The organism is Mesorhizobium sp. WSM4307, from assembly GCF_007003945.1.
In the GTDB taxonomy this organism is placed as follows: domain Bacteria; phylum Pseudomonadota; class Alphaproteobacteria; order Rhizobiales; family Rhizobiaceae; genus Mesorhizobium.
On record NZ_VFTB01000009.1, the window covers coordinates 265029 to 284891 of the forward strand.

At 64.9% G+C, this 19863-nt stretch carries 20 protein-coding genes, 1 tRNA gene and 1 pseudogene; 10 read left to right on the plus strand and 12 right to left on the minus strand.

The window, feature by feature from the left end:
* Positions 1 to 2: 2 nt before the first annotated feature.
* Positions 3 to 2206, minus strand: a pseudogene (locus FJV83_RS23175) (DUF4173 domain-containing protein).
* A 9-nt stretch (positions 2207 to 2215) separates the two neighbouring features.
* Here FJV83_RS23175 and FJV83_RS23180 point away from each other — a divergent pair.
* Both FJV83_RS23180 and FJV83_RS23185 read left to right on the plus strand, forming a co-directional pair.
* The gene (locus tag FJV83_RS23180; RefSeq protein WP_095792304.1) at positions 2216 to 3109 is read left to right on the plus strand and encodes a CoA ester lyase; all 894 of its coding nucleotides are present in this window, start codon (positions 2216 to 2218) and stop codon (positions 3107 to 3109) included.
* Between the two features lie 49 nt (positions 3110 to 3158).
* Complete coding sequence (locus FJV83_RS23185; protein ID WP_095774865.1) at positions 3159 to 3365, plus strand: DUF1737 domain-containing protein; 207 nt, start codon at positions 3159 to 3161, stop codon at positions 3363 to 3365.
* Positions 3366 to 3461: 96 nt separating this feature from the next.
* Here the strand turns inward: FJV83_RS23185 and FJV83_RS23190 are convergent, their stop codons facing one another.
* Positions 3462 to 3884, minus strand: a complete 423-nt coding sequence (locus FJV83_RS23190; RefSeq protein WP_095775561.1) for a metallopeptidase family protein — start codon at positions 3882 to 3884, stop codon at positions 3462 to 3464.
* Positions 3885 to 4019: 135 nt separating this feature from the next.
* Between FJV83_RS23190 and FJV83_RS23195 the strand changes: the two genes are divergently transcribed.
* The 4 genes from FJV83_RS23195 (at position 4020) to FJV83_RS23210 (ending at position 10561) form a co-directional block, all read left to right on the plus strand.
* The gene (locus FJV83_RS23195; RefSeq protein WP_095775562.1) at positions 4020 to 4652 is read left to right on the plus strand and encodes a LysE family translocator; all 633 of its coding nucleotides are present in this window, start codon (positions 4020 to 4022) and stop codon (positions 4650 to 4652) included.
* A 107-nt stretch (positions 4653 to 4759) separates the two neighbouring features.
* Positions 4760 to 5794, plus strand: coding sequence for an ImuA family protein (locus FJV83_RS37085; protein ID WP_142887297.1), 1035 nt, complete (start codon positions 4760 to 4762; stop codon positions 5792 to 5794).
* Positions 5736 to 7211: a DUF6504 family protein gene (locus tag FJV83_RS23205; RefSeq protein WP_142887296.1), complete on the plus strand. Its 1476-nt coding sequence runs from the start codon at positions 5736 to 5738 to the stop codon at positions 7209 to 7211. The genes FJV83_RS37085 and FJV83_RS23205 overlap by 59 nt, the downstream gene beginning before the upstream one ends.
* Entirely contained in the window at positions 7208 to 10561 is a 3354-nt protein-coding gene (locus tag FJV83_RS23210; protein ID WP_142887295.1) for an error-prone DNA polymerase, read from the plus strand. The genes FJV83_RS23205 and FJV83_RS23210 overlap by 4 nt, the downstream gene beginning before the upstream one ends.
* Positions 10562 to 10981: 420 nt before the next feature.
* Here the strand turns inward: FJV83_RS23210 and FJV83_RS23215 are convergent, their stop codons facing one another.
* The 4 genes from FJV83_RS23215 to FJV83_RS23230 form a co-directional block, all read right to left on the minus strand.
* Positions 10982 to 11224 carry a Trm112 family protein gene (locus FJV83_RS23215; protein ID WP_095775566.1) on the minus strand — a complete coding sequence of 81 codons (243 nt, stop codon included), beginning with the start codon at positions 11222 to 11224 and terminating at the stop codon, positions 10982 to 10984.
* A gap of 168 nt (positions 11225 to 11392) precedes the next feature.
* Positions 11393 to 12064, minus strand: coding sequence for an LON peptidase substrate-binding domain-containing protein (locus FJV83_RS23220; RefSeq protein ID WP_027047556.1), 672 nt, complete (start codon positions 12062 to 12064; stop codon positions 11393 to 11395).
* A 124-nt stretch (positions 12065 to 12188) separates the two neighbouring features.
* The gene (gene trxA / locus FJV83_RS23225; RefSeq protein WP_142878252.1) at positions 12189 to 13196 is read right to left on the minus strand and encodes a thioredoxin; all 1008 of its coding nucleotides are present in this window, start codon (positions 13194 to 13196) and stop codon (positions 12189 to 12191) included.
* 81 nt (positions 13197 to 13277) lie between these two features.
* Positions 13278 to 13775 (minus strand): prolyl-tRNA synthetase associated domain-containing protein, encoded by a 498-nt coding sequence (locus FJV83_RS23230; RefSeq protein WP_142878251.1) that lies wholly within the window; start codon positions 13773 to 13775, stop codon positions 13278 to 13280.
* 212 nt (positions 13776 to 13987) lie between these two features.
* Here FJV83_RS23230 and FJV83_RS23235 point away from each other — a divergent pair.
* A tRNA-Gly gene (locus FJV83_RS23235) sits at positions 13988 to 14062 on the plus strand.
* A 6-nt stretch (positions 14063 to 14068) separates the two neighbouring features.
* On the opposite strand, the gene FJV83_RS23240 is transcribed toward FJV83_RS23235, so the two are convergent.
* Complete coding sequence (locus FJV83_RS23240) at positions 14069 to 15082, minus strand: AraC family transcriptional regulator (RefSeq protein WP_142887294.1); 1014 nt, start codon at positions 15080 to 15082, stop codon at positions 14069 to 14071.
* 173 nt (positions 15083 to 15255) lie between these two features.
* On the opposite strand from FJV83_RS23240, the gene FJV83_RS23245 reads away from it, so the two are divergent.
* Positions 15256 to 15678, plus strand: coding sequence for a nuclear transport factor 2 family protein (locus FJV83_RS23245; protein ID WP_095775568.1), 423 nt, complete (start codon positions 15256 to 15258; stop codon positions 15676 to 15678).
* Between the two features lie 85 nt (positions 15679 to 15763).
* On the opposite strand, the gene FJV83_RS23250 is transcribed toward FJV83_RS23245, so the two are convergent.
* A complete protein-coding gene (locus FJV83_RS23250; protein WP_142887293.1) occupies positions 15764 to 16558 on the minus strand; it encodes a SapC family protein in 795 nt (264 codons plus the stop codon).
* 275 nt (positions 16559 to 16833) lie between these two features.
* Between FJV83_RS23250 and FJV83_RS23255 the strand changes: the two genes are divergently transcribed.
* Together FJV83_RS23255 and FJV83_RS23260 are read left to right on the plus strand one after the other, a co-directional pair.
* Entirely contained in the window at positions 16834 to 17109 is a 276-nt protein-coding gene (locus FJV83_RS23255) for a hypothetical protein (RefSeq protein ID WP_095775661.1), read from the plus strand.
* A gap of 74 nt (positions 17110 to 17183) precedes the next feature.
* Positions 17184 to 17762, plus strand: a complete 579-nt coding sequence (locus FJV83_RS23260; RefSeq protein ID WP_142887292.1) for a 2OG-Fe(II) oxygenase — start codon at positions 17184 to 17186, stop codon at positions 17760 to 17762.
* Between the two features lie 13 nt (positions 17763 to 17775).
* Here FJV83_RS23260 and FJV83_RS23265 read toward each other — a convergent pair whose 3' ends face one another.
* The 4 genes from FJV83_RS23265 to FJV83_RS23280 are packed head-to-tail and all read right to left on the minus strand — an operon-like array spanning position 17776 to position 19856.
* Complete coding sequence (locus tag FJV83_RS23265) at positions 17776 to 18300, minus strand: GNAT family N-acetyltransferase (protein ID WP_142878247.1); 525 nt, start codon at positions 18298 to 18300, stop codon at positions 17776 to 17778.
* A gap of 7 nt (positions 18301 to 18307) precedes the next feature.
* Entirely contained in the window at positions 18308 to 18832 is a 525-nt protein-coding gene (locus tag FJV83_RS23270) for a tail fiber protein (protein ID WP_095775572.1), read from the minus strand.
* Positions 18833 to 18841: 9 nt separating this feature from the next.
* Positions 18842 to 19342 (minus strand): tail fiber protein, encoded by a 501-nt coding sequence (locus FJV83_RS23275; protein WP_142887291.1) that lies wholly within the window; start codon positions 19340 to 19342, stop codon positions 18842 to 18844.
* Positions 19343 to 19355: 13 nt separating this feature from the next.
* Positions 19356 to 19856: a tail fiber protein gene (locus FJV83_RS23280; protein ID WP_095788994.1), complete on the minus strand. Its 501-nt coding sequence runs from the start codon at positions 19854 to 19856 to the stop codon at positions 19356 to 19358.
* Between the last annotated feature and the right edge of the window lie 7 nt (positions 19857 to 19863).

Sequence of the window (19863 nt, forward strand, 5' to 3'; positions counted from 1 at the left end):
GGTCAGCGGCCCGGCAAGGAAGGTTGCGAAGGCTGAGGAAGCACGAGCGACCCCTTGCTGTCGAGATAGGCAAGCAGGCGCCAGTCGCGAAAGCTCCAGGCCCGCCAGTTTGCCTGGACGGTTCGGTACCAACCCTCGTCGATGCCACGCAGTCTCACAAGTTCGCGTGCGGCGCCGGCCTCGGCGGTCTTTCCCTGATGATCGAAGAAACGGTCGAGTGCTGGAAACGCGCCCGGGCCGAGCGAGCGCAGATACCAGGCGTCGAGGGGGATGCCCTGGCCGGTCATTTCGAAGGAATGGTCGACATTGTAATTGGCGATCGTCGCGGCGAAATTGATGAAACAGCAGGCATAAAGCGTCAGGGATAACGTCAGAAGATTGGCGGAGGAGAGCCATTCATTGGATTTTCCGAGCGCGATGCGGGCGATGATCAGCGCAAGGCCTGCCGCCACCAGCCCCATCCAGACAAAGGCGGCGATGCGCCAGTAGGTCAGCGCATAGATGCCGACATAGAGGTCGAGCCGCAGGATCGAGAGATGACCAGCATGATGTTCTGCGCCACCCAAGCATAGACCAGCCGGCGGATGACGGGATCCCCCGATGTTTCGCTGCCCGGCCTGAGCGCCGCCAGCACGAACCCGGCGGCGAGCAGTGCGGTGACAACAAGGGGATAGGCGCCACGATGCGCGTAGGCCGCGTAGCTCAGACCGTCGGGAAGGGCTGCCCCGCCCCACAGATAGGTGGCATCGAGCCCGGTCTGCAGCGCAAACAGCACGTTGAAGACGATCAGGGCGCGCAGGATGGCGGCCTTGCCGAACACGATGTCCTCGACGACGTGGCTTTGCGGATTGATCGCCGGTTGAGCCGCGGCAAGGGGTGGCCGGGGGCCGCGCCGCGAAAAGCGCGGCAGGCGCGGCCGCAGAAAGGCCCAGACGCCGGCGAGCGCGAACAGCCAGAAGGCGACGCGCGCCAGCTGGATGAGGTCGAGCAGCTTCATCAGGTCGATCAGCGACAGCCAGTAGTCGATGACCGGATTGGCGGCGCCGAACAGTGCCAGGAACACGGCGCCCAGTGTCAGCGGCATCACCCAGACGGCGATCGCCGCCAGCCGCACACGTCGCCCGTCAAACCGGCGCGCAGTCTTGCGCCAGCGGATGAAATCGCGGACGAAGCGGAACGGCGCCGCCAGCCCGAACAACGCGATCTGGCCGGCAATGCGCGCCATGCCGTGCCGCAAGCGACCGCTCAACGAAAGCGCGAACACGACCAGCGCCGCGAGCGCGATCGAGACGGACAGGAGGCTGACATTCTCGGCGAGCGGCAGCAGTGCGACAAGCAAGGCGGCGGGCTTGAGCCAGACCCTGATGTCGCTGAAGGCCGTGGGATGCACGGCCACGACCGCGGCGGCGATCAGGATGGCGAACAGGAAGGCGGTGATGCCGGCGGGCTGGCCGTAGAACAGGAAATCCGCCAGCACGACCAGCAGCACGGCAACACCGAAGCGGCTGCAATAACTTGGCGCGGCAGAGAAGAACGCTGTCACGACCTGATCCTCCCGATGGTGTCCAGCCGGAAGGTCGGCGGACACTTGCGGGCGAAAGGGATGAGAATCGCCATGGGATTCGCGCGTGGCGGATCGACCAGCCACCAGCCTTCGCTGCGCAGGCGCTGTGGCACGGACCAACGGGGTTTTGCTCGCTTGTGCATGCCGCCTGTTTCGCAGGCCGGCAGGGAGATGGCAGGGCGGATCCGAGGAGCTTTTCCGCAGGCCTGTGCAGTTTTCGTGCAGGGTCGCGCGCCAGGGCTGGTGTGTCGCCCCAGCCAGGCTCCTTTCCTCTCCCTCCGGAGGGGGGAGAGGTGGCTCGGCGAAGCCGAGACGGAGTGGAGGAACCACCTGGCAACCGCCGCGAACGGACATAGGAAGGGCGCAAGCATTGCCTCGCCTTGCGCCCAAGGGTCGACCCCCACTCCGTCGAGCTTCGCTCGACACCTCTCGCCCGATCGACGGGGGAGAGGAAAGGCCCGCTTCCGCAGCCGTTGCGGAAGGGCGCTGAGCTTCTACCTCCCTTTGTGGGGAGGTCGGACCGAAGGTCCGGGTGGGGGTGCGGCGCCGGACCCCACCCCGCTGCTTCGCAGCGACCCTCCCCACAAGGGAGAGGGTGGCCGCACAGCCCCAACGCTTGCCTCGACCGACCCCAGGCGGCATAGATCGGATATGACCGAATCCTACCGTCCGCGCCGCTCGGTGCTCTACGTCCCGGCCTCCAACGACAAGGCGCTGGCCAAGATCACGCTTCTGTCCTGCGACGCAATCATCATCGACCTCGAGGACGCCGTCGCGCCGGCCGACAAGATTGCCGCCCGCGAAAAGCTGCCCGCCATCTTCGCCGGCCGCCCGGCTGCCAACCATCTCGGCCACCGCTGCGAGATGGTGGTGCGCGTCAATGCGCTGGCCAGCGAATGGGGCGACGACGACCTCCTGGCCGTGGCGAAAGTCGAGCCCGACGGCATCCTGCTGGCCAAGGTCGCCACGCCGCGCGACATCCTCGAAGTCGGCGACGTGCTCGACGACAATTTTGCCCCCGATAGCGTGAAACTCTGGGCGATGATCGAGACGCCGAAGGCCCTGCTCAACATCGGCGCCATTGCCGAACTGGGCCGCGACCCGGCCTCCCGGCTCACTTGTTTCGTTGCCGGAACGAATGATCTGGCCAAGGACACCGGTGTGCACGTGACGCCGGACCGGCGCTACCTCGTGCCATGGCTGATGCAGATGGTGCTGGCCGCGCGCGCCGGAGGCCTCGACATGCTCGACGGCGTCGCCAATGATTTTCGCGACCTCGACGCCTTTGCCCGTGAGTGCGCGGAGGGGGCCGCCATGGGCTTCGACGGCAAGACGCTGATCCATCCGGCCCAGATCGACGCCGCGAACCGCGCCTTCGCGCCCTCGCCGGAGGCGATCGCCGAGGCACGCGCGGTGAAAGATGCCTTTGCGCTCACGGAAAACACAGACAGAGGCGTGATCGCGCTGAACGGCAAGATGGTCGAGCGGTTGCATCTGGCACAGGCCGAAAAACTGCTGGCGAAGGCGGCCGCCATCGGCGCATGATATAGCCCCATGCTCGCGGGCTATGGGCACTTACGACAGGACTTGGGACATGAAACTCTACCGCTTTCTCACCGGCCCGGACGACGCCAGCTTCTGCCACAAGGTGACGGCGGCGCTGAACAAGGGCTGGCACCTGTTCGGCTCGCCGACCTATGCCTATGACAAGGAGGCCAAGACCATGCGCTGCGGCCAGGCGGTGGTGAAGGATGTCGACGGCCAGGAATATGGGCCGGATACCAAGCTCAGCGACTGGTAGGGCCAGGCGCTGAGGCCTTCCTTCTCTTCGTCATCCTAGGGCGAAGCAAGGAGCGAAGCGACGCGGCGCAGACCCTAGGATGACGAAGTGTGGGCTCTACTCAGCCGCTTCTTCGATCCGCTCCATATCATCGTCCGACAGGCCGAAATGGTGGCCGATCTCGTGGATCAGCACATGGGTGACGATGTCGCCGAGCGTCTCCTCGTTTTCGGCCCAGTAGTCGAGCATTGCGCGGCGGTAGAGCGTGACGCGGTTCGGGCCTTCGCCGGTCTGCGGGTTCCAGCGCTCGGCGATGCCGCGGCCCTCGAACAGGCCGAGCAGGTCGAACGGCGTTTCCAGCGACAGGTCGTCCATGATCTCGTCGGTCGGGAACTCGGCAATCTGGATGACTATCTCGCCCGTCAGCTTGCGAAAATCTTCCGGCAGATGGGCGTAGGCCTCCAGCGCCAGGAACTCTATCTCCTCCATCGAGGGGGCGAGTTCGCCATGCCAGGTGCGGGTCTTGTAGATGCGGGCCATGCTTTGTCCTTTGATCCGGCATATAGGCTTTCGCACCGGGCGAGGCAAATGAAGCGGCAATTCCTGCCGCGGCACCTTTGCCGATGCCGAGGAATCGCGTAGGGGTCGGTTCCGGCCATCTCCTGGGGAGTTCTCATGCCGGACCTTTCCACCATCGGACTTTTCGCCATTGCCTGCCTCGCTTTGACCGCGACGCCAGGGCCGGACATGCTGCTGATCGCCTCCCGCAGCGCCAGCCAGGGGCGCGCCTCGGGCCTGGCGACCTATGCCGGCATCGCCGCCGGCACCTATTGCCACGCGCTGGCCGCCGCCTTCGGCCTGTCGCAACTGTTCCTGGCAGCGCCCATCGCCTACGACATCGTGCGCTATGCCGGCGCGGCCTACCTTGCCTATCTCGCCTGGAAGGCGTTCCGTTCCGACGGAACGGCATTTGCCCCGGTCGCCGGCCTGCCGCGCTATTCGCGAAGCCGGATTTTCCGGCAAGGCCTGCTGACCAATCTGCTCAACCCGAAGATGGCGCTGTTCGTGCTGGCGCTGTTCCCGCAATTCGTGCGCCCCGAGACCGGTTCCGTCGCCGGCCAGATCCTGCTGCTGGCGACCGTGCTCAATCTGATCGGGCTGATGGTCAACGGCCTGGTCATCCTGACCGCCAGCCGGATCGGAGCCGCCTTATCAAAACGCACGCGGTTCCGGCGGGCGCCGCAGATCCTGCTGGGAACCGTATTCGCGGGCCTGGCCGCACGACTGGCTTTCGGCGGCCAGCGCTGAAGCGCGTTTGCAGGAATAAATTCCTTGTGACTCTGCTTGACTCTTCCGTCACCCTCTGGAATCAATAGGAACATAACAGGAACAATTGTGAGTGGACACTGACCGTCATGGCGATATCAGCCGTGGCGCGGGAGACTGTTTTTGCCCTGCGCCGCCAGATCGCGAAGATCGAGGGAACGCTGCCCGAGCGCCTGCAGGCGCCGGCTGGCGCGCCGCTTGATGCCGACGCCAGCGCCGATCTCACGATCGTCCGGCGCGGTCTTGCCGCGGCCTTGCCGGATGCCTTCCTGCCGATCGGCGTCGACCCTCTCGATGCCGCCCTGAGCGGTGGGCTACCGAAGGCGGCGCTCAGCGAAATCCATGGCCTGGAAACCCGCGATGCCGGAGCCGTCGCCGGCTTTGCCCTGTCGCTCGCCAGCCTGATCCTCAAGCAGGCGCAAGGGCTGCCGGTGTTGTGGATCGGCACCACGGAAATCTTCCGCGAGGCGGGCTTTCCCTATGCCAGGGGACTGCAGGCCTGCTTCGGCATCGGGCCTGAGCAATTGCTGTTTTCCGAGGCGCCGAAACTCGTCGATGCGCTATGGGTCGCCGAGGAAGCAGCGCGGATGACGGCGCTCGCCGCCGTCATCCTCGAAATCCGCGGCAACCCGCTGCGGCTCGACCTGACCGCGACGCGCCGGCTGCATGCGAGGGCGCAAAGTGCCGGCCGCCCCGTATTCCTGCTGCGGCAGGCGGCCGAGCCGGAACCGACGGCGGCGCCCGTCCGCCTCATCGTCTCGCCGGCGCCGGCCGTGCCGCGCGAAACCGTCGCCGGGCCGCTCGCCGGATCGATCGGCCGCCCGGCCTTCACCATCAGCATCGGCAAGAGCCGCACGGCCTTGCCTGGACAATTCACACTGGAGTGGAACCCCGATGAACGCGTATTCGACGAAAGAAGGGGCGAGGAAGGACGGACAGGCCGGGCAAAGAATCCTGTCCCTGTGGTTTCCCTATCTGGCGGCCGAAAGGATCCTGCGGCAGCGCCTGGGGCGGTCCTGGCGTTCCCGGCCCCAAGATCACCCTACGCCATCTCATCCGCCACTGGTGATCAGCCACCGCCAGGGCAACGCGCAGCGCATCTCAGCCCTCGACGAGCGGGCTGAGGCGCTGCACCTGAAGCGCGACATGGGCATTGCCGACGCGCGTGCCATGCATCCGTCGATCGACATCGTCGAGGCCGATCCGGAGGCAGACCGGCGCCTGCTCGAAGGCCTTGCCGACTGGTGCGACCGCTACACCCCGCTGGTGGCGCTGGATGGGGCGGACGGACTGTTTCTCGACGTCACCGGCTGCACCCATCTGTTCGGCGGCGAACGCGCCATGCTGGACGACATCCTGTCGCGCTTCTTCCATCAGGGGTTCGATGTCCGCGCCGGCCTTGCCCCGACGCCGGGCGCGGCCTGGGCGGCGGCTCGCTTTTGCGGCGACCGCATCGTTGTTTCAGGCGAGGAGGAAGCGCTGCTGGCGCCTCTGCCGCTCGCCGCACTGCGCATAGCGCCGGAAACCCGCGCCAGCCTGGAAAGTGTCGGCCTGCGCACGGCGGGCGCCGTCATGGCAGCACCGCGCGCGCCGCTTGCCCGCCGCTTCGGAGCCACCTTGCTGCTGCGCCTCGACCAGGCGCTCGGCCGTCTCGACGAAGCGGTCTCGCCGCGCCTTCCCGTGGCGCCGCTTTCGGTCGAGCGGCATCTCGCCGAACCCGTCACCCTGACCGAGGACATCGAGCGGCTGGTCGGCCTGCTGGCGACGACCTTGAAGACCGATCTCGAACGCCGCGGCGAGGGCGCGCGGAGGCTGGCGCTGCTGCTCTTCCGCGTCGACGGCGCCGTCAGCCGCATCGCGCTCGGCACCTCGCGGCCGATGCGCGATCCCCGGCTGATCCAGAAACTGTTCCATGAAAGGCTGGCCGCCCTCGAGCAGGACATCGACGCAGGCTACGGCTTCGATCTGGTGCGGCTTTCGGTGCTGGCGGCCGCCGCCTTCGACATGGCGCAGGCCGATCTGACGGGCGAGGTGACCGATGACGGCGCCGACATCGCGCTGTTCGCCGACCGCATCCGCGCCCGGCTCGGCGAGGGCGCCGTGCTGCAGCCGGTCGCGGTTGAAAGCCATCTGCCGGAGCGCGCCGTCGCCATCGTCCCCTTCAGCGAAGCGCCGCGCCGGACCACGCCGCCGAAGAGACCGGACAGGGTGCGGGCGCCCACAACCATCTTTCCGCCGGAACGGCCGATCCGGCTGTTTCGCGCGCCCGAGCCCATCGAGGTGCCGGCCACCGAAATGCCGGAGGGTCCGCCGCTGCATTTCCGCTGGCGGCGCGCGCTCTACCGCGTCGCCCGCGCCGAGGGTCCCGAACGCATCGCCGCCGAATGGTGGCGCCAGGCGCCAGGCGACGCCGCGGCATCGACACGCGACTATTTCCGCATCGAGGATGCCGACGGCCGCCGCTACTGGCTCTACCGGCAAGGGCTTTACGGCGGCTCGCAAGCCGCGCCGCGCTGGTTCATGCACGGGGTCTTCGCATGAACGCGCTGACCGTCATTCCCTATGCCGAGTTCGGCATCCAGTCGAACTTCTCCTTCCTGCGCGGCGCCTCCAAGCCGGAGGAGCTGGTGGTCGCGGCCAAGCTCATGGGTTTCTCGGCAATCGGCCTTGCCGACCGCAACACGGTGGCCGGCGTGGTGCGCGCCTGGCAGCAGGCCAAGGTCGAAAAGCTTGCCTATCACCCTGGCTGCCGGCTGGTTTTTGGCGACGGCACGCCGGACATTCTCGCCTATCCCAGGAACCGGGCAGGCTGGGGGCATCTGTGCCGCATGCTCACCCAGGCCAATCTGCGCGACGAGACCGAAAAGGGCGCCACCCTTCTCCAGCGCGGCGACCTGCTCGAATGGGGGGATCTGATTTCGCTGGCGGTCATGCCCGATCTGGCGGCGGGCGCGCAGGACAGTCTTGCCTTGCTTGGCCAGCTCAAGGACCGCTTCGGCAGGGCCCTGCGGCTTGGCGTCTCGCCCTGTTATGCGGGCAATGACCGTTTCCGGATCGAGCAGGCAGCGGCGCTTGCCCAGAGCACCGGCATCCCGCTGATGGCGACCAACGATGTCCTCTACCACACCGCCGAACGCCGCCCGCTGCAGGACGTGCTGACCGCGATCCGCCTCAACACGCCGGTCGCCGAGGTCGGGCTGGAACTCAGCGCCAATGCCGAACGCCATATGAAGCCGCCGCTGGAAATGGCCCGCCTGTTCCGCAGGCATCCGCAGGCGCTGGCCGAGACGCTGCTGTTCGCGCAAGAGCTGGCCTTCTCGCTCAGCGACCTCCAGTACAATTACCCCGACGAGCCGACGGAATCCGGTCTCGGGCCGCAGGCAGAGCTGGAAAGACTGGCGCGGGAGGGGGCGGCCAGGCGCTATCCCTCAGGCGTGCCTCATTCGGTGATCAAGCGCATCGAGGAAGAGCTCGCCCTGATCGAGCGCCTCAACTACGCCCGCTACTTCCTGACGGTCTACGACATCGTCAAATACGCCCGCAGCCAGGACATTCTCTGCCAGGGGCGCGGTTCGGCCGCCAATTCGATCGTCTGCTTCTGCATCGGCATCACCGAAGTCGGGCCGGACCGGATCGACACGCTGTTCGAACGCTTCATTTCCGAGGAGAGGAACGAGCCGCCCGACATCGATGTCGACTTCGAGCATGAGAAGCGCGAGACCGTCATCCAGTACATCTACGAGAAATACAGCTCCAAGCGCACCGCGCTCGCCGCCGCCGTCATCAGCTATCGCGGCCGTTCGGCGCTGGGCGAAGTGTCGAAGGCGATGGGCCTGTCGGAGGATGTCCGGGCGTCCCTGTCCGGCTCGATCTGGGGCTGGTCGACCTCCGAGGTCGGCGAGAAGGAAGCCCGCGCCGGCGGCCTCGACCGGAGCGACCCCACATCGCGCCATGTGATGGAACGGGCCAATGAGATCATGGGCTTCCCCCGCCACCTCTCCCAGCATGTCGGCGGCTTCGTCATCACCAGGGACCGGCTCGACGAGATCGTCCCCATCGTCAAGACGGCGATGGACGAACGCAAGATGGTCGAATGGGACAAGGACGATCTCGACTCGGTGAAGATCCTTAAGGTGGACATTCTGGCGCTCGGCATGCTGACCTGCCTGCAGCGCGCCTTCACTCTGCTTACGGACCACTATCCAAAAGCCCGGGATCCCTATGGCCAACCCTATGTGCTGGCCACCTTGCCGCCGGAAGACAGGCGCGTCTACGACATGATCGGCCGCGCCGACACGCTCGGCGTCTTCCAGATCGAATCGCGCGCCCAGATGTCGATGCTGCCAAGGCTCAAGCCAAAGGATTTCTATGACCTTGTCATCGAGGTGGCGATCGTGCGGCCGGGCCCGATCCAGGGCGATATGGTGCACCCCTATCTGCGCCGCCGGCAAGGCAAGGAAAAACCCGAATATCAGAAACCGGAGCTCGAGGCGATTCTCGGCAAGACGCTGGGCGTGCCGCTGTTCCAGGAACAGGCGATGAAGATCGCCATCGTCGCCGGCGGCTTCAGGCCGGGCGAGGCCGACGAACTGCGCCGCGCCATGGCCACCTTCAAGCGCACCGGCACCATCGGCAATTACCGCCAGCGCATGATCGACGGCATGGTCGGCAAGGGCTACACCAAGGATTTCGCCGAGCGCTGCTTCAAGCAGATCGAGGGTTTTGGCGAATATGGCTTTCCCGAAAGCCACGCCGCCTCCTTTGCCTTGCTGGTCTATGCCTCCTGCTGGTTCAAGACCTTCTATCCCGACGTGTTCTGCGCCGCGATCCTGAATTCGCAGCCGATGGGGTTTTACCAGCCGGCGCAGCTGGTGCGCGACGCGCGCGACCATGGCGTCGACATCCGCGAGGTCGACGTCAATTATTCCGTCTGGGACTGCACCCTGGAAAAAGCGCCGTTCGATCCGGCCCGCATCCTGCCGCGCCATGCCGATATGCGCGGGGTCATCGAGACGAACCATGCGGTGCGGCTCGGCTTCCGGCAGATCAAGGGCCTTTCCAAGGAACGCATGGAGGATTTCGTAAAGCGGCGGGGTTCAGGTTACGAAACCGTCCGTGACGTCTGGCTGCGCTCCGGCCTCGATGTCGACGAGATCGAGCGGCTGGCGCAGGCCGATGCCTTTCGTTCGGTCGGCCTCGACCGCCGTGCCGCGCTGTGGGAAGTGCGCGCGCTGGGCGCCAGGAGTGCGGCCGAAAAGCTGCCGCTGTTCGACCAGCCGGCGCTGCGCCTGCGCGAGCTGGAGCCGGAGACGAAGTTGCCGAAAATGCCGCTCGGCGAGCATGTCATCCACGACTACCGCTCGCTCGGCCTGTCGCTGAAGGCGCATCCGGTCGCCTTCCTGCGCGAGCGGCTCGACCGCGCCGGGGTCACGCCCAATGCCAACCTGCCTTCGGTACGCGACGGCAGGCGGGTTTCCGTCGCCGGCCTCGTCCTGGTGCGGCAGCGTCCCGGCAAGGGCAATGCGATCTTCCTGACGCTGGAGGACGACAAGGCGGTCGCCAACGTCATCTTCTGGGAGCGGACCTTTAACCGCTTCCGGCCGATCGTCATGGGCGCGCGCTTCGTCAAGGTCACCGGCAAATTGCAGTCGGAATCCGGTGTCATCCATATCGTCGCCGAAAAGATCGAGGATCTGACGCCCTGGCTGACCGTGCTTCTGGAGAAGGTCAGCGGGGCCGGAGCGCCGGGCGCTTCCCCTCCAGCAGCGAAAGCTGAGGCTCCCATTCGCGACAGCCGACCCGCGATACGCAACGCGCCGGTCGGGCAGGATATTGCGATGCTGTCGGAAGAGGCGGAAAGCGTCATGCCCAAGGGGCGTAATTTTCAGTAGGCAGCGCCACACGCACCTTCGTCATCCATGGGCGGAGCAGGAGCGAAGCTCCGTCGCGCAGACCCGAGGAGCTGCTCCGCAGCCCAAGGGATCCATTCCGCGACATCAACCGAAGAGTGCCACGGTCCAGAATTGCGTCTCTACACCGTGGGAAGAAAGGCACCTGGTTCTGGCCCGCTTTCGCGCGTCGCATAAGTCACGGCATGGATCCCAGGGTCTCCGCGACGCCGCTGCGCGGCTGCTCCGCCCTGGGATAACGACGCGATGAATGGTACCGCCCCTACACCGGCCCCGTGAGCACCGGCCTACGCCGGCCGTAGCCTTGACTGACAAGCTACTTATGAGTGCTTCGGCCGGCGAAGGCCGCAAGCCCAGCAACCCATTGTTTGCAGGCCGGCATAACCTGAATATCGATATACCCTAAGACGGCCCACTCAGCTTCGGCGGCGCCAGCACATCCTCCGCCGACAGCGTCCGCGCCTCGGAGGGCAGCATGATCGGGATGCCGTCGCGCACCGGATAGGCGAGCTTGGCGACCCGCGAGATCAGTTCGCCGCGCTCTGGATCCCAGGCCAGCGGCCCCTTGGTCAGCGGGCAGGCCAGGAGTTCCAGCAGCTTGGGATCAACATTGATCTTCTTTCCGTCACGCCCATCAGCCGCCACTCTATTGCCTCCTGACCGACTATCTGAAGATGTGTTGAGATTCAGGTCAGGCCGAGTCGAAAATGGTGGCTTCCGAGAACCGGAGCGGAGCGTACTTTCCGTACGTGAGCACCGGAAGCGCAGGAAGCCGCCATTTGCAGGCCGGCATCACCTGAATATCGGCACATCTTACTGTAGGCTCGAGCCAAAGTCCTCATTCTCGCGCGCCAGCGCCATTTCGGTGATGGCGATCAGCGTTTCGGCGCGCGTCTTCAGGTCGGCGGCTTCGAGCAGCGCCTGTTTCTCGGCCGGGCCGTAGGGCGCCATCATCGACAGCGCGTTGACCAGCATGGCATTTTCGGCGCGGCTGACGCTTTCCCAGTCGGCCTCGAGGTCATTGGCCTGCAGATAGGCGCGGAACGCCTTGAGCAGTGCCGGCCGGTCGATCTCGTTCGCCGCCGGATCGTCATCGAGATCGGCGAGGAAGGGCGCCGGCTTTGCCTGGCGAAACGGCGTCTTGACCGTCAGTTCATGAGCGATGCGGAAGCGGAAAACGCCTTGCAGAGAAATCAGGTAACGGCCGTCGCCGGTTTCGGAGAAGGCGATGATGCGGCCGGCGCAGCCGACATTGCACAGTTCCGGCTCGCCATCCTCGCGCAGCGCGCCGTCCAGACGGGGCTGGATGACGCCGATCAGCCGCGAGCCGGCGACCGCTTCGTCCACCATCTGCAGATAGCGCGGTTCGAAGATGTTGAGCGGCATGCGCCCGCCCGGCAGCAAAAGCGCGCCCTCGAGCGGAAAGATCGGGATCGTCGACGGCAGATCCTTGGCCAGCCGGTAATGCGCGTTTCCCGCTTGCACCACATTCCTCCGATCGACTTCATTCGCCGCCCGCCGCCGGGATCGTCGGCTTGGCCGAAGTCAGCTTCCTAATCTGGCGCAGCCGCCGCCGACCACAAGCCCGTGCGACGAAACAGCCGCCGGCTCAGGAAAACAGCAGCGCCGACAATTTGCGCCGCGCGGCCAGCGTCGCCTCGTCGGTCATGCCCCAGGCTTCGAAAAACTGCAGCAATTGCGTCCTGGCGCCATCCTCGTTCCAGCCGCGGTCGGCCTTGATGATGGCCAGCAGGTTGTCGGCTGCCGCCGTGCGTTCGCCCCTGGCATTCTGGATCATGGCCAGGTCGAAACGCGCCTGATGGTCCTTGGGGTTTTCGGCCAGGCGGCGCTCGAACTCGGCCGGATTGCCCAGTTCCGCCGCTTGCGCGGCCAGCGCCATCTTGGCGCGCAGCGCGGCGAGAACAGGCGCGTCCTTCTTGGCCTCGGGCGCCGTTGCCAGCAAAGCCTCGGCGCCTTGCGTGTCGCCGGCCTCGAACAGCAGCTCGCCCAGCCCGGCGATCGCCTCGATCGTCTCCGGCGCCTGCGCAAGGATGGCGTCGAAAATGTCGGCGGCCGTCTGCATGTCGCCGGCCTCGCGCGCTTCCGTCGCGGCCGCCAGCGCCTCGGCCACGGCCGGAGCGCCATTGCCCTTGCCGCCGACCTTGGTGATGAATTCGGCGATCTGGCTTTCGGGGATGGCGCCCATGAAGCCGTCGACCGGCTGGCCGTCCTTGAAGGCGATGACGGCCGGAATCGACTGGATGCCCAGCTGGCCGGCGATCGAGGGGTGATCGTCGATGTTCATCTTGACCAGCTTGACCTTGCCGCCGGCGGCCCGCACCGCCTTTTCCAGCTGCGGCGTCAACTGCTTGCAGGGGCCGCACCACGGCGCCCAGAAATCGACGAGCACCGGCTGGCGGCGCGATTCCTGGATGACGTCGGCGGCAAAGGCGGCGGTCGTGGTGTCCTTGATGACATCGCCGGTGGCGGCGGGAGGCGCGGCTTCGCCAAGCGCGACCTTTGCCGGCGCGGCTGCGGTTCCGCCATACTGAACGGTGGGCGCATACTGGCCGCCACTGCTGCCGAATGACCCGCCAAACGGCTTGTTGTCGCTCATCTCGTCACCCTTTCGGTCGCGCCGCCGGCCCGCGGGTCGGCGCCATGTCATTGGAAGTCGGTTTCGCCATGCATGTGGCGATCATGCCGAGACTTTCAAGATAGCAGCATCGTGCCCGGTTGCCTCGACGAATCTGATGAGATCGGCCGACGCGATCGATGTCGTCGCCTCATTGGTCAGCGGATGGGCGTTGATGACGGCATGCGCCATCAAATCCTCGTCGAGCACCAGCTTGACCCGGTGCGCCGTGTCGTTGATGACGCCGAAGACGGTGACGGCGCCCGGCGAGACGCCCAAGAGCTCCATCAGCATCTCCGGCTTGCCGAAGGAAACACGGCTGGCGGCGCCGATCAGCTGGTGGATCTGCTTGAGATCGACGACCGCCTCCTCGCCGACGGTGACCAGGAAGAAATTGTCCTTCTTGTCCTTCAGGAACAGGTTTTTCGTGTGCCCGCCGGCGATTTCGCCGCGCAGCGCCTGCGAATCGGCGACCGTATAGAGCGGCGGATGGCGTTTCGTCGAAACGGCGATGCCGAGTTCGGCGAGAAAGGCAAAAAGTTCGGCTTCGGTCTTCGGCATCGATTGTCTTCTTCGTCGTTTTTCCGCCTTGCCGTTTACGGCCAATGCGGTGGCCGACACAAGGCCATCGCACGACAGGCCGATGAAATCCCCGCGCCGCGGGCGGTTTGCCGGCATCCTTTGGCATGTTGAAAAAAGCCTGCGATTTCCCTGTTGCAATCGCCGCGCTCTTCAGCCATATAGGCCCGGCTTGCGGCCAAGACGCCGTGTGAGCGGGTGTAGCTCAGGGGTAGAGCACAACCTTGCCAAGGTTGGGGTCGAGCGTTCGAATCGCTTCACCCGCTCCAATTTCCTCAAGGGGAATCAAGTGCTAAATCGGCCGCCTTCGGGCGGCCGTTTTGCTTTTCGGGGCTCGGATCGTTCGGGGAAGCAATGCGCTGGATTTCCGGTTCGGACGACCGAAAACCTCTGCGATAGCCGCCGGGCGGCTGCCCGGTCAGCCGGGCAAAGGCCTGCGAGAACGATGGCGCCGACTCGTAGCCGACCGCATGAGCGATTTCGTCGATGGTTCGATTGCTGTCCCGCAAGGCTTTGGCAGCGAGGTTGACGCGCCAGCGCGTGACATAGGCCAGCGGCGGTTCGCCAACCAGCCGGGCGAACCGCCGCGCGAAGGTGGCGCGCGATTGCGATGCGGCTTGCGCCAGGGATGCAACGGTCCACGGGACTGCCGGCTGCTCGTGGATGAGACGCAGCGCTTGCGCCACGCCTTTGTCGCGCAAGGCGCCGAACCAGCCCGCCGTTCCGATCGGCTGGCTTTCGATCCAGGCCCGCAGCAGGAAGACCAACACGCTGTCGAGAAGACGCGGCGCTACGATGTCGTGGCCGGTCAAGCCGCCACTTGCCTCGACCCGCAGCAGATCGGTTGCCAGCCGAAGCGGTTCATTGGCGGCGATCTGTGCGCGCGTCAGATGGATCAATGGCGGCAGCAGCGACACCATCGGGTTCGGCCCCGCGCCGTCCAGCGCATATTTGGCGCACAGAAGCGTCGTCCCGTCGTCTACGCCTGGCCGATCATCGGGATCGAGCGTTGCCGAAAGCACGGCGCCTATTGGCGACACCTGCGCATTGGCCGGGTCGCTGAGCGTGTGACCAACACCGCTGCCGACGAGAATCACGTCGCCCTCGGCCACACGAACGGGTCCGTCATTGTCCGCAAGGCGCAGCCAGCATTCGCCACGCTGCACGAGATGAATGGCGGTATTGCGCATGGGATCGACCGAGATGCCCCACGGACGCCGCAGCGTGGCCTTGCCGATCACCGCACTTCCCAGCTGTATGGAAGCCAGGACATCCGACAAGACGTCCACGTCCGTATTCCTTTCGCGAAAACCAAACAGGGCGCAATTTGAGACGATTGGATAAGGATATGCAAGTTCAAGCCATCGATCATCGCATCTCGGTCGATGAAAGTGCGGGGGCGCGGTGAACCGGACCGATTCAGCAACCGGCTTCAAGCCATCCCAAGACAGGACAGATATCCATGCGTGATCAGCAATTCATCCAGACGTCCACAGCGCTCCACGATGCGACGCTCGAAGCGAATAAGGCCGTCGTGCTCGACTTCATTGAAAAGTCGGTGAATGAGGGAGATTTGGACGCGGCCGCCGTTCATTTTGGCGAGAGCTACACCCAGCACAATCCGAACATCGCCGATGGCGTCCAGGGGTTCCGGGATTATCTGCAGCAGCTTCGGCAACGTTTTCCCTTGGTCCGGGGCGAGGTCAAACGGATCTTCGCCGAGGGCGATTTCGTCATCGTTCACATGCACGCCAAACGAGAGCCCGAGGAAACCGGCATCGCCATCGTCGATTTCTTCAGGCTGGCGAAGGGCAAGCTCGTCGAGCACTGGGAGGTCCGTCAGCCTGTCGCGCAGGGCACTCTGCACACCAATGCCATGATCTGACCACCGGCGAGAGCGGACAGCTCGCGCGGCGCAGCTATCCCTCCATGGAGCGAAAAGCCGCGGCGGACCGCGGCTCTTTCGCTTTTCAGGCGGCTGGCCTACCGCGCAGCGATGCCTGGTGCACCAGCGATGTCCAGCTGTTGGTCGAGGCGAGGTGGCAGTAGAGCAGACCGAGCGCGCCGGACTTTCTGAGGTCGAGGAAGGCCTCGTCGCTCAGTCTGTTGAAGGCCGGCTCGTCGATCACCTGGAAATCGGTGAGGTTGAGCACTTCGCCGCCGTCCAGCGTCACCTTGCTCTGGCGCGGCGCGAACAGGCCATGCGCGTCGATCCTGTCGATCATCTCGCGGGTGGCTCTGAAGTCGATCTGGAACTTGTCGCAGAAGGCGAGCGCCTGCCTGATTGCTTCGGTCGGCTGGTTGCCGCTGAAGAACGGCGCGATCTTGTCATCGCGGAATGGCGCCATGAGCTGGTCGATGACCCGCTCGCTTGCCCTGTCCACGCACAGCGTCAGCCGGCCTGCCGTGGTCGGGTCCTCGGCAAGGATGAAGGGATAGCGGCGGACATAGGCGGGGACGTAATGCGGCGCGGTCCACCGGCCGTCGGCATCGACGAACAAGTTCTCGCCCTGGCGCACGCCGGTGATGATGACAGGGGATTTGGCCGGGCCGATGAAGACGATCGGGTAGGAGCGCATCGCCGCCGGCATTTCCGACGCCACCACCGGAATGGCATGCGCGGTGCGCGCGAAGGCAAAGTCGCCGCGCGCGGTCAGCCCCAGCGAGCCGTGCCGCGCCGAGTTGAGCGCTTCGGGCCTGGAATAGAACAGCGGCATGGCAGCATCCGCCGGCGCAGCTTGCGTCTTCGCCCCGATATCAGCCATGGTCCGTCCCTTTCTCCCGCCGGCCGATCAGGCCGGCTCCTCCACATCAGACCCCAGGACTGGCATCTGCTCTTGTTGCGCTGATCTTGGTTGGGCCAAGACTCCGGCGCAGGGACAAAGTACTACAGTGTCCGTGGCGCGCATAAAAGCACGGCCGCCGTGGTATTTTGCGATGAATTGTCTCGTCCGGGCCTCGGGGCTGCTGCCAGCCTATGGACAGCCTGCCGCGAAGCGGCGACATTGCGCCCGGCAACAAGCGGAGTGAGACAGACGGTATGGCGTCGGTATCGGATTTCAAGCAGGCGGTTGGGTCGGTTTTCACTGTTGCGATTGGCGGCAGGGCGGTTTGCCTCGAACTGACGGCCGTTCACCAGATCGCCTCCAGCCCACGCCCTGGCGGCGGCTTCACGCTTCTGTTCAAGGGGCCGCGCGATATAGGCCTGCCGCAGGCCATCTACCACCTCACCAGCGATGCGATCGCCGACGACATCTTCATCGTGCCGGTTTCAGCCGACGCGACCGGCTATCAGTACGAGGCTGTCTTCAACTGATTTTGATTTTCGACGGTCCGGTCGGTCAGGACGACGATCAGGGCACAGGGCGGTTCGGAGGGGCGGCTCGACATATGATCGACTATATCCAGATCGCCGGCGTCCTTGACGAAGCAGCATGCTGCGCGCTGTGCGCGGAAATTCGGGCTGCCTCGGGCCGTCCGGCCGGCGTGATGGGGCGTCCCGATCAAAAACCGGCATGGCCCGAAGTCCGCCGCACCAGGCGCGCCGAGGTGTCGGAAGCGACCGAAGGGCCGGTGAATGCCCTGTTGGCGCGGCAGAAGACGGCTCTGGAACGGCATTTCGGGCTCGCGCTCGGCACCTGCGAAAAGCCGCAGTTTCTTCACTACCGGGAAGGTGATTTCTTCGTGCCGCATCAGGATGGCAACACGCCGCTCATTCACGACGAGTCGCGGTTCAGAAAGATCTCGGCGGTGATTTTTCTCAACCGTCAGTCGGACGATCCTTTGCCCGAAGGCTATTCCGGCGGCTCGCTGGTCCTGCATGGGCCATACAGCGGTCCGAACCTGCGCGTCACCATGCCGGCGTTGCCGGGCTCGCTCGTTGCCTTCCGTTCGGAAACGACGCACGAAGTCACACCGGTCACGCGCAACGAACGTTTCACCATCGTGTCGTGGTATCGCGGCGCGTGAGAGCACCAGCGCTTCACCGGGGAGGACACATCATCAGGTCGTAAACGCCCTTGTCCTCGGCGACGGCGAAGCCGAGCCTGGCATAGAGCTGTCTGGCCGGATTGTTCTTCTCGACATGAATCGACGCTGATTTGCCGGCTAACCATGCCTCGTCGATAAGGTCGCCGAGCAGTGCCGCGCCGAGCCCTTTGCGCCGATGCGCCGGCAGAAGGGCGATATCGATGATGCGATGCTGGGTCGGCCAGCGCTCGATATAGAGGCGACCGATATCGTCTCCGTCACGCATGATCACCAGCCAGTCGGCCGCGGGATAGTGTTTGATGTAATGCGCGTGTTGCGCCCGGAACTGCATGTCGAGGAAGGCCGCCTTCTGCTCGTCGGTCCAGGACGTCACCGCGAGTTCCTCGGCGCGGGTCGACGCATAGAGCCGTGACAGGAACGGCAGATCGGCATCCGTGGCCGGGCGAAACGACAGCCCGGCGCCAACCGCCCGCATCCAGCCGATTGATGCCGCTTCAAACACCTGCAGACCGGTCATCGACAGATCAGGGGCGGGCCGGGAAAATGCCCTGCAAGGCGATGCAGAAGTTGAGTGTCAGGTACGGCATCATGTTGTTGTGCGGCAGGTCGCCGCCCGTTGGCTGCACCGCATTGCTGTTCAGCGGCGTCAAATTGGCGTTGCTGGTCTGGTAGACCGGTCCGCCCGCCGACCGCGCCAGTCCCGTGGAGGCCGACGGCGCGAACAGCAGCGCCGGAGGAATGGCGGCCATCAGCGAATGCACATGTTGCGGCATCTCGGTCTGTAGCAGCGCTACCGTCGTCGATCCCCCGGTTTCACCCAGGAAGTGATCCGATCCGCCAGCGGCCTGGCCGGGCTGCATCGGCGCATTGCCCTGCATGTCCGGCAAGGCAAAGTTCGATTTGCCATCGCCGCCATAGGTTGTGCCCAGCAGCGAGAACAAGGCGGTGTTTTGCGAGATCGGCATGAGCTGACCGTCGCAGGTCGCCCAGCCCGTGGGGGCGAAGTTGAACGGGAAAATTCGGATTTCCGCGACGAATTGGTCCGACATGGTCCTGTCCTATGTTTGGCTCGGGAAAACGCCGAACAGTGAAATGATGAAATTGATGCAAAGATAGGGCTGCAAATTGCTGTGCGGCTGGCTGCCGCCCGCTGGCGTCATCGACGACGGCCCCAGCGCCACGGTGGGAGCGATCGCGGAGTAGACTTTGATCGTGGACGACTGGGCAAGCACGTTGTTGCCCGGGGCGCTGGCGCCACCGATATTGGTTGTCGCCATGAACGGGTGCGAGTGCGAGGCGATCTGCTGCGTTGTAAGCGTAACCTCTTCTACACCCGCCATCTGCCCGATCACGTACCCGTTGCCTTGATGCAGCGGCAGCCGGCCCGACAGGTTCGGCAGATTGAACGTCTCTTCCCCGTCACCGCCATAGGTGGTGCCGATAAGTTGGAACAGCGTCTCATACTCCGAGATAGGCAATGTCTGGCCTTGGCAGAACATCCAGCCGTTCGGATTGAAATTGCCGGCGAACATGCGAATCTCGCCCACATAGGCCGTCATCGTTCGAACTCCTTCAATTTCGCGAGGGAAAGATGCCGACCAGGGCGATGCAGAAATTCAAGGTCAGGTATGGCTGCATGTTTTCGTGCGGCTGGCTGCCGCCGATACTGCTGACTTCGGTTGGTATCATGGTCGTCAGATTCGCCGGTGCGCCATAGAGCTGATTGGCCGGGCCCAGATAATTGTTGGTGGCAATCACCTGGTCACCATCCACCGTCGAGGCGCTGGCCCCATGCACATGGGACGGCAATTCCTGGACGGTAAGCGTATGCGACGGCTCGCCGCCTTGTTGACCAAGGAAAAATCCTTCGCCGCCCATATGCGTCGGCACCCGGCCCTGCAGATTTGGCAGCGCGAACGTGGTTTGCCCATTGCCGCCATAGGTCGTGCCCAGAAGAGAAAACAACGCCTGGTTCTGGTTTATCGGCAGAAACTGGCCGTTGCAGAACGCCCAACCCTTGGGAGGGAAGTTGAACGATATCAGTTTTATTTCCGATAGATATGGCTCTGCCATACGGGCC